Source organism: Micromonospora sp. NPDC047074 (genome assembly GCF_040643815.1).
In the GTDB taxonomy this organism is placed as follows: Bacteria; Actinomycetota; Actinomycetes; order Mycobacteriales; family Micromonosporaceae; genus Micromonospora.
On the sequence record NZ_JBEYVB010000008.1, the window covers coordinates 80,123 to 92,669 of the forward strand.

General features: G+C 76.2%; 8 protein-coding genes. 4 read left to right on the forward strand and 4 right to left on the reverse strand.

Going from position 1 to position 12,547, the window contains the following annotated elements; translation table 11 throughout:
• Nucleotides 1-41: 41 nt before the first annotated feature.
• From ABZ809_RS14350 to eccCa, 3 genes are all read right to left on the reverse strand, one after another.
• Nucleotides 42-815, reverse strand: a complete 774-nt coding sequence (locus ABZ809_RS14350; RefSeq protein ID WP_357562914.1) for a phosphatase PAP2 family protein — start codon at nucleotides 813-815, stop codon at nucleotides 42-44.
• Nucleotides 816-934: 119 nt separating this feature from the next.
• Nucleotides 935-2,308, reverse strand: a complete 1,374-nt coding sequence (mycP, locus tag ABZ809_RS14355; RefSeq protein WP_357562915.1) for a type VII secretion-associated serine protease mycosin — start codon at nucleotides 2,306-2,308, stop codon at nucleotides 935-937.
• 75 nt (nucleotides 2,309-2,383) lie between these two features.
• Nucleotides 2,384-6,361, reverse strand: coding sequence for a type VII secretion protein EccCa (gene eccCa, locus ABZ809_RS14360; protein WP_357562916.1), 3,978 nt, complete (start codon nucleotides 6,359-6,361; stop codon nucleotides 2,384-2,386).
• Between the two features lie 101 nt (nucleotides 6,362-6,462).
• Between eccCa and eccD the strand changes: the two genes are divergently transcribed.
• Complete coding sequence (eccD, locus tag ABZ809_RS14365; protein ID WP_357562917.1) at nucleotides 6,463-7,863, forward strand: type VII secretion integral membrane protein EccD; 1,401 nt, start codon at nucleotides 6,463-6,465, stop codon at nucleotides 7,861-7,863.
• A 34-nt stretch (nucleotides 7,864-7,897) separates the two neighbouring features.
• On the opposite strand, the gene ABZ809_RS14370 is transcribed toward eccD, so the two are convergent.
• Nucleotides 7,898-8,404: an inorganic diphosphatase gene (locus ABZ809_RS14370; protein WP_357562918.1), complete on the reverse strand. Its 507-nt coding sequence runs from the start codon at nucleotides 8,402-8,404 to the stop codon at nucleotides 7,898-7,900.
• Nucleotides 8,405-8,955: 551 nt separating this feature from the next.
• On the opposite strand from ABZ809_RS14370, the gene dacB reads away from it, so the two are divergent.
• The 3 genes from dacB to tilS all read left to right on the forward strand — a co-directional run bounded on the left by dacB (nucleotide 8,956) and on the right by tilS (nucleotide 12,511).
• On the forward strand, nucleotides 8,956-10,365 hold the full coding sequence (gene dacB / locus ABZ809_RS14375; RefSeq protein ID WP_357563034.1) for a D-alanyl-D-alanine carboxypeptidase/D-alanyl-D-alanine-endopeptidase: 1,410 nt from the start codon (nucleotides 8,956-8,958) through the stop codon (nucleotides 10,363-10,365).
• 72 nt (nucleotides 10,366-10,437) lie between these two features.
• Nucleotides 10,438-11,508, forward strand: a complete 1,071-nt coding sequence (locus tag ABZ809_RS14380) for a zinc-dependent metalloprotease (protein ID WP_357562919.1) — start codon at nucleotides 10,438-10,440, stop codon at nucleotides 11,506-11,508.
• A 10-nt stretch (nucleotides 11,509-11,518) separates the two neighbouring features.
• Entirely contained in the window at nucleotides 11,519-12,511 is a 993-nt protein-coding gene (tilS, locus tag ABZ809_RS14385; protein ID WP_357562920.1) for a tRNA lysidine(34) synthetase TilS, read from the forward strand.
• The last annotated feature ends 36 nt before the right edge of the window (nucleotides 12,512-12,547 follow it).

The following is a 12,547-nucleotide window of genomic DNA, read 5'->3' on the forward strand; positions in this document are numbered from 1 at the left end:
CGACCGGCGCGTGGGCTCAGCGTCGCCGGACGGGCGACCGGTCAGCCGCTCGTGCTTCCCGTGGGCCCGGGGGAGGGCGGCGGTGCCGGCCGGCCGGGCGGGGCGGCCCGCCAGACGGTGAACGCGGCGGCGGTCGCGGCCACCACGGCCGTGCCGAGCAGCCAGCCGGCCAGCACGTCGCTGGTCCAGTGCACGCCGAGGGCCACCCGGCTGAACCCGGTCACCAGGGCGAGCAGCAACGCGGCCGTCCACACCATCCTTCTGGCGACCGGCCCCGCGTGCGGGAGGAACACCACCAGCAGCACCCCGGCGGCGAGGGCGGCGTTGAGCGAATGCCCGGACGGGAAGGCCAGCCCGGGCGCCTCGGCCACCGGGTCGGGCAGGTCCGGCCGGGGCCGGCCGAAGAGCAGCTTGAGCAGCGGGCTGAGCAGCCCGCCGGCCGCCATGGTCACGGCGACCCAGACCGCCAGTTGCCGGGCGCCCCGGCGCACCAGCCAGAGGACCAGGACCAGGGCTCCGAGCCGCAGCGGCATCGGGGCGAACACGTCGGTCCAGGTGGTCATCAGGCGTACCCACCCGGGATGGTCGGCGGCGTGGCCCGCCAGCGCGCCGGTGACCCCCGTGTCCATCCGGTGCAGCGGGGGCCAGTCGCCCAGGACCAGGACCGCCAGCAGCGTGAACGGGACCACCACCAGGAACGCGGCCCCGACGGCGAGGGTCAGCCGCAGCCCCCGGGCGTGGTCGGGGTGCAGGCGGCGGTCGCGCCACGAGGATCGCGGCGGCGCGGCGAGGGTGCGCGGGCCGGAGCTGCTCATGACATCCGTTCTACCCGGGACACGGCCCGGTCAGACCCGGTACGGGCCCTCCGGCCGGTCCTTCCTGCGCTGTCGACGGACTGTCCGTCCCGGCGCACCCCGGCCGGGTGCTGCCGGTGTCAGTGCGCCGGCGGCCGGCGCCACGCCCGCTCGGGACGCCGGGCGGCGGCCAGCGGAGCCCACTGCCGGAAGCGGCGCACCATCAGCGCGGCCCCGGTCAGCAGGGCGACGAAGAGCACGGCTCCTGTCCACAGCCGTTCCGGGGTGGCCTCGGCGTGCGCGCCCGCCGGCTGCGCCGCCCACCGGGTCTGCTGGCGCTGCGCGCCGAGGTCGAGCTCGTCGCCGACCGTCGCCGCCTCGGGCTGCGCCGGCCCCGGCGCCGGGCCGAACCCGACCACGCCGGGCGAGGACTGGTCGTCCAGCGGGTTGCGCCCCACCGGGGTCACCTCTGCGTTCAGCGCGGCGACCGGGTCGACCATGCCGTACCCGAAGCGGTCGTCCCGGCCGCTCGGGCCGATGTCGCGGGCGGTGGCCAGCAGCCGGTTGACCACGTCGCCGGCGGACATCTCCGGGTAGCGGGCCCGCACCAGCGCGGCGGTGGCGGCGACCAGTGGCGCCGCGAAGCTGGTGCCCTGCACCCGCCAGTAGCCGCCCGGTCGGGCCCCGACGAGGCCCGTCGCGGGCGCGGTGAGCACGGTGCTCTGCCCGGTGATCGCCCCGGACCAGAGGTTGTCGCTGTCGCGTTCCGACCCGGTGACCGCGATGACGCCGGGCTCGCGCGCCGGGTACCAGACCTTGGAGTCGGACGAGCTGCCCACGTTGCCGGTGCAGGCCACCACCACGACGTCCCGGACGAACGCGTAGTCGAGCGCGGCCGCCAGGGCGGGGCTGTCGCCGCTACCGCCGAGGGACAGGTTGATGACGCGGGCGCCGTTGTCGACGGCCCAGCGCACGCCCTTGGCGACGATCAGCGCGTCGTCGTAGCGGTTCTCGGCGTCGAGGACGCGCACCGGGAGGATGCGGCTGTCCGGCGCCAGGCCCACGGCGCCCCGCCGGTCGTCGTCGCGCCCGGCGATCAGCCCGGCGACGGTGGTGCCGTGCCCGACCGGGTCGGTGCCGTCGGCCGACCCGGGGGGAGCGACCAGGTCGAGGCCGGGCAGCACCCGGCCGGCCAGGTCGGGGTGGCTGCCGTCCACTCCGGAGTCGATCACCGCGACGGTGACCCCCCGCCCGGTCGAGCTGCGCCACGCGGTCTTGGCCTGCAACACGTCGAGCTGCCACTGCTCGTCGCGGACCTGGTCGGAGCGGCTCTGGCTGTCAGGGGCCGCGAGCGCCACCGGAACGGCGGCGGGCTGCCGAGGGGCGGCGTGGGCCGTGGCGGCGGGCCCGGCGACCGCCACGACGGCGGCTGCCACGCCCAGCAACGCGCGTCCGGCGATCCGCCGAGCCGCTGGCGGACAGCTGTGCCGCACGGTGGTCACATCCTCAGGCATTCATCACGACGCAAACACGACGATCGGAGATTACCGTTTCCCTGGCCTCTTGCGGGCCGTTCCGCAGGACCCGGGTCACGGCGGTGGCAGGTGGGCGAGCTGGACCAGGCGTACGCCCTCGCGCCGGGTGACCAGCCGGCCGCGTCCCGGGGGCAGCGGGCCGGGTCGTACCGGGCCGACCAGCGCTCCCTCGTCCGGGCTGCCGGCCATCACCAGCCCCGCTGTGGACAGTTCACGGAGGCGTTGCACGAGCGGTTCGTACTGGGCCCGGCCGGCGCCCCCCGAGCGGCGGACGAGCACGAGGTGCAGCCCGACGTCCCGGGCGTGCGGCAGGTGCTCCTCCAGTGCACGCAGCGGGTTGGCCGGGCCGCTGGCGACCAGGTCGTAGTCGTCGACCAGCACGAACAGCTCCGGCCCGGACCACCACGACCGCTGCCGTAGCTGGGCGGGCGTGACGTCGGGCCCCGGTGTGCGGGCCGCCATGTAGTTGGCCGCCGACTCGATCAGGTCGGTGGTGAACGCGGCGGCGGAGCCGTACCCGATCAGGTGCTGCGACGGCGACTCGGTCAGGTCCACCAGGCTGCGCCGGTAGTCGACGAGGATCACCCGGGCCTGCTCGGGGGTGAACCGGGTCATGATCGAGGTGGCCAGCGCGCGCAGGAACGACGACTTGCCGCACTCGGCGTCGCCGAAGACCACGAAGTGCGGCTCGGTGGCGAAGTCCAGCACCACCGGGCGCAGGTCCGCCTCGGCGATCCCCACCGGAATGTGCAGGCCGGTCGTCGCGGTCAGGTCGAGTTCGGCGTACGGCAGCACCGGCGGGAGCAGCCGCACCGGGGGCGCGACCGCGCCGGCCCAGCCCCCCGCCACCTGCTTGACCAGGTCGGCCATGTCCCCGCCGGGCGTGCCCAACTGTGGCAACGCGGTGAGGAAGTGCAGGCTCTCGGCGGTGATGCCCCGGCCGGGGGTCTTCTCCGGCACGTTGGCCGCCGCCCGGCGGGCCACCAGCGAGTCGGACGGGTCGCCCAGGCGCAACTCCAGCCGGGAACCGAAGAGGTCCCGGATCGCCGGCCGGAAGTCCAGCCAGCGCACCGCCGTCGCGACCACGTGCACCCCGTACGACAGGCCACGGGTGGCCAGGTCGGTGATGAGCGGCTCCAGGTCGTCGTACTCGCCGCGCAGGGTGGCCCAACCGTCGACCACCAGGAACACGTCGCCGAACGGGTCGGCCCCGGGCTGGTCGGTGCCCGCCCGCGCGGCCCGGCGCTGCCGCCAGGCGGCCATCGACTCCACGCCCAGCTCGGCGAAGCGCTGCTCCCGGTCGACGAGCAGGGTGGCGATCTCGCCGACCGTACGCCGGACGGCTGTCGGGTCGGCGCGGCCGGTGACCCCGCCGACGTGCGGCAGGTCGCGCAGCGCGGCGAGCCCGCCGCCGCCGAAGTCCAGGCAGTAGACCTGCACCTCGGCCGGGGTGTGGGTGAGCGCCAGGGCGCAGACCAGCGTGCGCAGCGCCGTCGACTTGCCGCTCTGCGGCCCGCCGACCACGGCGACGTGGCCGGCGGCGCCCTCCAGCGCGAGCCAGAGCAGGTCCCGGCGCTGCTCGAAGGGCTTGTCGACCACCGCCACCGGCACCTGGAGACCGCCGTGCAGTTCCGGGTTGCCGAAGGTGAGCCCGCGCGCCGGGTCGACGCCGACCGGCCCGAGCAGCTCGTCCAGCGCCGGCGCCCGGCCGAGCGGAGGCAACCAGACCTGGTGGGCCGGCGGGCCCTGCCCGGCCAGCCGGTCGACCATCAGCTCCAGCACGCTCTCCGTGCCCGCCTCGTCGGCCCTGGCGGGCAGGGCGGGCGGCCCGACCGGCTCCGGCTTGGGCACGAGGTGGGTGGAGAAGGCGAGCAGCCGCGGGGCCCCGGTGCCGCCCGCGCCCGTCGCCGCGCCGCGCCGGCGCACCGCCCCCGAGACGTACGCGGCCCTGAACCGCACCAGCGGTTCGGTGCCGAAGCGCAGATAACCGTGGCCGGGGGAGCGGGGCAACTCGTGCGCGTCCGGCACCCCGAGCACGGTGCGGGACTCCAGCGCCGAGAAGGTCCGCAGCCCGATCCGGTACGACAGGTGGGTGTCCAGCCCGCGTAGCCGCCCCTCCTCCAACCGCTGGCTCGCCAGCAGCAGGTGCACGCCGAGCGACCGGCCCAGCCGGCCGATCTGCACGAACAGGTCGATGAAGTCGGGCTTGGCCGAGAGCAGTTCGGAGAACTCGTCACAGATCAGCAGCAGCGACGGCAGCGGGGCGAGTGGGGTGCCGGCGGCGCGGGCCCGCTCGTAGTCGCGCAGGCTGGCGAAGTTGCCGGCCCGGCGCAGCAGCTCCTGGCGGCGGACCAGCTCGCCGTTGATGGCGTCGACCATCCGGTCGACCAGGGGCAGCGCGTCGGCCAGGTTGGTGATCACCGCGGCGGTGTGCGGCAGGCGGTCGAAGGAGGCGAAGGTGGCGCCGCCCTTGAAGTCGATAAGCACGAAGTTGAGCTGCTCCGAGCTGTGCGTGGCGGCCAGCCCGAGCACAAGCGTGCGCAGCAGCTCCGACTTGCCGGAGCCGGTCGCCCCGATCAGCAGGCCGTGCGGCCCCATCCCGTCCTGCGCCGACTCCTTCAGGTCGAGCTCGATGGCGCCGCCGTCGGTGCCCACCCCGATCGGCACCCGCAGCCGGTCCCGGTTGGAGCGGGGCGCCCAGCCCTGCTCCGCGGTGAAGCTCTCCGGGTCGCCGAGGCCGAGCAGCTCGGGCAGGCCCAGCTCGGCGCCCGGTGGGGCGTCCGGGCCGCGAACCGTCGCGGCCAGCCGCAGTGGGGCCAGGCGCCGGGCCACCGCCTCCGCGTCGACCGGGTCGAGCCGGTCCGCCGTGCCGACCTCGGCGTGCCCCTCGGACGACCGGGAGACCAGCCGGCCAGCACGCAGCTCCAGCAGCAGCGCGAACCGGTCCAGCAGGCGTGGCGGCGGGGTGTCCAGGTCGATGACCGTGACCGCGTCGATGCCGCCGTCCCCGGTCAGGTCGGCGGCCCCGGTCAGGTCGCCGCCGTCGAGCACCACCACCACGTGCGGGCCGTCGGTGGCCGGGCCGGCGGGGCTGAACCGGGACCGGCTGGCCAGCACCTCGTCCAGCAGCCCCTCCAGCTCGACGGCAGTGGTGGTGACCAGCCGGACCGCGCCGAGGGCGTCGGTGCGGATGGGGTGGTGGGCGTGCGGCAGCCACTTGACCCACTCCCAGGCGGCCCGGCGTTCCGGCCCGGCGCAGACCGCGACGAGCAGCTCGTCCGGGGCGTGGAAGACCGCGAGCTGAACGAGCATCGCCCTGGCCAGCGCCTGGGCGGCCGGCTCGCCGCCGTCGCCCGTGGCGCCGCCGTCGGCGGCGTCCCGCACGAAGACCCGGGCGAAGGCGCGCAGCGAGAGCGCCACCGGCAGGTCGGGCACCACGGAGTACGCGTCGAGGAACCGGCGCAGCGCGCCCGCGGTCATCGGTTCCAGCTCCTCAAGCGGGCGGGTGACCGGCGGGACCAGCGGAGTGGCGAGGGTCTGCGGGCCGACGGCGACCCGGACCACGGCGAAGTCCGGGTCGGTGGGGCGGCGCTCCCAGACCCGGTGGCTGTCGACGGTCGACCAGAGCCGACCGGGATCCGGGTGCCGGTAGTAGAGCCCGGCGCGCTGCCGCCCGGCGGTCTGCCGGACCCGGCGCCGCAGCGCGGTCAGATGCCGCAGGTAGTCCCGCCGGGCGGCCATCATCTCCGACTTCTTCGGGGTGCCGGAGGCGCTGCCCCACGAGGTCATCAGCATGGCCAGCGAGGAGAGCCCGAACATCCCACCGACCACGTAGGAGTAGGCGCCGCCGCCGCGGCCGAACATCATCGCCATCGCCACGGTGCCGCCGAGCATCGGCAGCACCATGAGCAGCTGCTGCCAGCGCCCGCCGGTGACGGCGGGGATCTCCGGCGGCGCGTCCACCGGCAGCTCGCCCACCGGGATCTCCGGAGCCGGTCGGCGGGGCGGCCGCTTGATGACGACAGTGGACACTGCACCTCCTGACAGCGCTCGGTAACCCGAGCCTGGCTCATGGTAGGTAAAGTCCTGTCGTCCGCGCAGCCACCAACCCCGCCGAACATGGAGATCAGTCGATGACAATCGGGCTGGCCCGGGTCACCATCAGTGCCCCGCAGCGGCGGGTGGACGTCGCCCTGCCAGAGCAGGTGCCCCTGGCCGAGCTGCTGCCCGAGGTGCTCCGCCACGCCGGCGAGGGCCTGGCCGACGACGGCGAGCGGCACGGCGGCTGGGTGCTGCGGCGCACCGACGGGGCGGTGCTGGCCACCGCGCAGGCGCTGCTGCCGCAGGGCGTCCGCGACGGCGAGGTGCTCCATCTGGTGCCGGCCCGCGCGCAGTGGCCCGAGCTGGAGTACGACGACGTGGTCGAGGCGATCGCCGACGGCGCCCGGCGGCGCGGTGGGGCGTGGTCACCCGCCGCCACCCGCGCCGCCGCCCTGGCCGGGGCCGCCGTGCCGCTGGCCGTCGGGCTGCTCGCCGTGACGGCCGGCGGCCCGGCGCACGAGGCGGCCTGGCCGGTCGCCGCCGTGCTGGCGCTGCTGCTCACGCTCGCCGGGGTGGTGGCGTCCCGGGCCCACGGGGACGGTCCGGCCGGCGCGACCCTGGGCGGCTACGCCCTGCCCTACGCGGCCGTGGCGGGCGCTCTCGCGGTCAGCTCCGGCGACCCGGTCGGGCCGGTCCCGGGGCTGCGCTGGATCGGCGCCCCCGAGCTGCTGGCCGGGTCGGTGGCGCTGCTGCTGGTGTCGGTGCTCGGGCTGGTCGGCGTCGCCACCCGGCTCCGGGTCTTCGTGGCGGGTGCCACCGCCGGGCTCGGCGGCGCGCTGGCCTCGCTCGGCGGGCTGCTGCTCAGCCCGGCCGGCACGGCGGCGGTCCTGCTCTGCGTGCTGGTCTTCGCCGTCGGGGCGATCCCGCTGCTGGCCATCCGGCTCGGCAAGGTGCCGCTGCCCCCGATCACCCTGCCCACCGGCGAGCCGGTCGGTGCCGACCGGGCCCGCGACCTGCCCGACCGGGACCGGGTCTACGCGGCGGTGGCCCGGACGGAGGAGATGCTCACCGGCATGCTGCTCGGGCACGCCGTGCTGGCGGTCGCCGCCGCCGGAGTCCTCGGCCTCTCCGGCGGGGTCGCCGGCCCGCTGCTGGTGGCGGTGGCCTCGGCCGTGCTGCTGCTTCGCTCGCGGCTGTTCGTGGCGCTGCGCCACCGGGCGCCGACCGTGGTCGCCGGCCTTGCCGGTCTCGCCGTGCTGGGCGCCGTGCTCGTCGACCGGTCCGGCTCGACCGGCCGGCTCGCGCTGGTCGTCGGCGGGCTGGCGCTGGCCCTGGTGGCGGTGACCGCCGGCACCACGTACGCCCGCCGGCCGGTCTCCCCGTACGTCGGCCGGATCGCCGACCTCACCGACACCGCCCTGGTGGTGTCGGTGGTGCCGGTCGCCTGCGCGGTGCTCGACCTGTACGAACGGGCCCGGGGGCTGCTCGGCTGAGCGGCCCCCGGGCCCGTCGGTGGTCGGTGCCGGGTCAGTGCGCGGACTCGCCGCGCGCCTCGGCCTCCTTGGCGCGCCGGTACGACGCCGCGATCTCCGCCTCGGCCTCGATGCGCCCCACCCACGTGGCGCCCTCGACGGACTTGCCGGGCTCCAGGTCCTTGTAGACCTCGAAGAAGTGCTGGATCTCCAGCCGGTCGAACTCGCCGAGGTGGTGGATGTCGCGCAGGTGCTCCTGGCGCGGGTCCTCGTAGGGCACGCAGAGGACCTTGTCGTCGCCGCCCTTCTCGTCCGTCATCCGGAACATGCCGATGGTGCGGCACCGGATCAGGCAGCCCGGGAAGGTGGGCTCGGGAACCAGCACGAGGGCGTCCAGCGGGTCGCCGTCCTCGCCCAGTGTGCCCTCGATGAAGCCGTAGTCAGCCGGGTACTGCGTGGAGGTGAAGAGGGTACGGTCCAGCCGGATCCGGCCGGTCACGTGGTCGACCTCGTACTTGTTGCGGTGACCCTTGGGGATCTCAACCGTCACGTCGAAATCCATCTGCACGCTCCCTCGTTTGCCCACGCTGGCCAACGGAAACCAGCGGCACGCCGCTCCCGTACGGATGAATGCCCACCCGCCGGCTCCGGCCGCCGCATAGTGTTCGGACCGAAGTAGTGTCACCCAAGCAGATTTTCGCGGGGGAGGAGGGGGTCGTGGGGAGGGAAGATTCACACTACCGTCCGGAGGCGGGTGCTGGACGGGGTACCGGAGGATCTGCTTCCGGCAGGGCCACCGGGCGGTTCCCGGTGCCCGACGCCCATCTCCCCCGCACGCCCGGATCCCCGGGCGGCCCCGACCGGCCGGGCGGTCCGCCCTCCGGCCACGAGGTTGCGCCCGGCCCGGTGCCCGGTGCCGGGCAGGCCGTGCCTGCTGGCCAGGCCGTACCCGCCGGTCAGGCAGTACCCGCCGATCAGGCCGGCCAGGCGTCCCCTCCGGGGGCGCCCGACCTGTGGGCCGCCGCCGCGAACCGCCCCGCCGGTGGGCCACCCGACCCGGCAGCCCCGCACCGGACGGCGCCCGCCGCAGCCGGCCCGGCCCGCCGCCGCGCCCTGCCGGTCACGCTGGCCGCGGCACTCGTGCTCGTCCTGGCCGCCGTCGGGCTCGCCGTGGTCCGTCCGGGCCCGCTGGCCGACTGGCTGGGCGACGAGCCCGCCGGCAGGGAGACCGCCCAGGCGGCGGAACCCGCACCCGTGGCGGTGCTGGCCGGCGCGGACGCGAACGCACCCCTGCCCACCCCCGAGGGCGTACGCGCGGCGCTCGCCCCGCTCGTGGCCGTGCCCGCCCTCGGCGACCGGGTGAACGTCTCGGTGACCGACGTGGCGACCGGCCAGCCGCTCTTCGGCAGCGGCGAGGACGACGGCACGGTGCCGGCCTCGGTGACCAAGCTGGTGACCGGGGTGACGGTGCTCGCGGCGCGCGGTCCCGCGTACCGCATCCCGACCCGGGCGGTGGCCGGTGCCGCCCCCGGCGAGGTGGTGATCGTCGGTGGCGGCGACCCCACGCTGGCGGTCGACGCGAAGGGCTTCTACCCGGGGGCGGCCCGCCTCGACGATCTGGCCGCCCAGGTGCGCGCCGCGTCGGGGGGCACGAAGCCGACGAGGGTCGTCTTCGACCCGTCGCTCTACTCCGGTCCCGTATACGAGCCGGGCTGGGACCCCGACATCCCCACCGGTGGCTACGGCGGCGCGGTGACGGCGCTGATGACCGATGGCGCCCGCAGCGACGTGCCGCGCGCGAAACGCGACGACAGGGCCGGCAACCACTGGGCCGAGCGCACCGCGCGGCCCGACCTCGCGGCCGCCCGGTCCTTCGCCCGGCTGCTCGGGGTGCCGGCGGACGCGGTCCAGCGCGGCACCGCCCCCGCCGCCGCCACCTCCGGCCCCGGCGCGGAGCTGGGCAGGGTGGAGTCGTTGCCGATGGTCCGGCTGGTCGACATCATGATCAGAGACAGCGACAACATCATCGCGGAGGCGCTGGCCCGCCAGGTCGCGCTGGCCCGCGACGAGCCCGCCTCGTTCGCCGGGGGCGGCAGGGCGATGGACGCGGTGGCGGCGGAGCTGGGCCTGCCGGCCGACGAGCTGACGCTGGCCGACGGCAGCGGGCTGTCGCGTACCAACCGGATCAGCCCCTCGCTGCTCACCGAACTGATCGCGCTCGCCGGCAACGGCAGCCGCCCCGAGCTGGCCGCGATCTTCGGCGGCCTGCCCGTCGCCGACTGGTCCGGCACCCTCGCCGACCGGTACCAGACGGCGGCGACGAAGGCCGGCGCCGGGGTGATCCGGGCCAAGACCGGCACCCTGACCAAGGTGCACGCCATCGCCGGCCTGGTCAGCACGACCGACGGGCGGCTGCTCACCTTCGCCGTGCTCACCGACGAGGTGCCCCCGGACGGGCTGACGGCCGCCCGGGTGGCGCTGGACCGGATCGGCGCCGCCCTGGCCGGCTGCGGCTGCCGCTGACGGGCGCGACCGGCGTCGATCGCCCGGCGCGAGCCCGGGCCGGGGTGTTCCGGCGCGGGTACCGTGGGGTGCATGGCGCAGTTCGTGGACTGGGATCTGGCCGCCGCCACCGCGGGGGCACTGAGCAAGTCGGGCCCCCGGGTGTCCTACACCGAGGCGACCGACGTCGTCAGTGAGCTGCGGCGACTGACCGACGAGGCGGCGGGGCACGTCGCGGAATACACGGGCCTGCGGTCGCAGGTGTCCCATCCGCCGGTGCGGGTGGTCGACCGGCGGGACTGGGCGGCGACCAACATCGCCGGGCTGCGGGAGGTGATCACCCCGCTGGTCGGCCGGCTCACCAAGGACAAGCAGCCCGGAGCCCTGACCGACGCGATCGGCTCCCGGGTCACCGGCGTGCAGGCCGGCACGGTGCTGGCCTACCTCTCCGGCCGGGTCCTCGGCCAGTACGAGGTCTTCTCCGCCGACCCGGGGCAGCTGCTGCTGGTCGCGCCGAACATCGTCGAGGTGGAGCGGAAGCTGGGGGCCGACCCCCGGGACTTCCGGCTCTGGGTCTGCCTGCACGAGGTGACCCACCGCACCCAGTTCACCGCCGTACCGTGGATGCGGGCCTACTTCCTCAGCGAGGTGCAGGCCTTCGTGGACGCCTCGTCGAACGGCGGCGAGCACCTGGTGGAGCGGCTGCGCCGGGGCGTGGCCACGCTCTCCGACGCGGTGAAGAACCCGGAGAGCCGCACCAGCGTGCTGGACCTCGTCCAGACTCCGGCGCAACGGGCGGTGCTGGACCGGCTCACCGCGCTGATGACCCTGCTTGAGGGGCACGCCGAGTTCGTCATGGACGGCGTCGGCCCGCAGGTGGTGCCGAGCGTCGAGCGGATCAGGGCGGCGTTCAACCGGCGCCGGGAGACCGGCAACCCGCTGGAGAAGGCGGTCCGCCGGCTGCTCGGCGTGGAGGTCAAGATGCGCCAGTACGCCGAGGGCCGCAAGTTCGTGCACGGCGTGGTCGACCGGGTCGGCATGGCGGGCTTCAACAAGATCTTCGACTCGCCGCTCACCCTGCCCCGGCTCGACGAACTCGGCGACCCGGACGCCTGGGTGAGCCGGGTGCACGGGCCGGTCGGCCCGGCCCCGACGGTCGGCTGACCGTACGCCCGTGGCCGCGCTCGCCCCGCCGGTGGCCGCGATCCGGGTGGCGGTCCGCCGCGCGCTGGCCGACCTGCCGCCCGGAGGGCTGGTGCTGGTCGCCTGCTCGGGTGGCGCGGACTCGCTCGCGCTGGCCGCCGCCGCCGCGTTCGTCGCGCCCCGGACGGGCCGCTCCGCCGGTCTGGTGACGGTCGACCACGGCCTGCAGGAAGGCTCGGCGCAACGGGCCGAGGCGGTGGTGACGTGGGCCCGCGAGGCTGGCCTGGCGCCGGTCGAGTCGGTGCGGGTCGAGGTGGCCGGCCGGCCGGGCGGGCCCGAGGCGGCTGCCCGCGAGGCCCGTTACCTGGCGCTCGCCGAGGTGACCGGCCGGGTCGGGGCGGTGGCCCTGCTCACCGGGCACACCCGGGACGACCAGGCGGAGACCGTGCTGCTCGCGCTCGCCCGGGGCGCCGGCCCGCGCGGCCTGGCCGGGATGCCCGTCCGCCGGGATCTCGACGGGGTGCCGCTGCTGCGTCCGCTGCTGGAGGTGAGCCGGGAGCAGACCCGCAAGGCGTGTGCGCTGCTCGGGCTGAGCCCGTGGGAGGACCCGCACAACGCCGACCCCTCGTACGCCCGCGCCCGGGTCCGGGCCGACGTGCTGCCCGCACTGGTCCGCGCGCTCGGCCCCGGGGTGCTGGACAACCTGGCCCGGACGGCCCGGATGGTGGCGGCGGACAACACCGTCCTCGACGAACTGGCCGGGGCCGCGCTGGCCGGTGTCCGGCACCCCGACGGCGGGCTGGCCGTGCCGGCCCTGGCCGCCCTCCCGCCCGCGGTGCGTGGCCGGGTGCTGCACGCCTGGGCCCGGGAGTTGGGCGCCGCGCCCGCCGCCCTGTCGCACCGGCACGTGACCGCCCTGGACGCGCTGGTCACCCGCTGGCGGGGGCAGGGGGCGGCGCATCTGCCGGGCGGGCTGCGGGTGCTGCGCCGCGACGGTCGGCTCACCGCCATCGGTCCCCGCTGATCCGTTCCGCCGGAGGGTAACCCCGTGGTCCCGGAG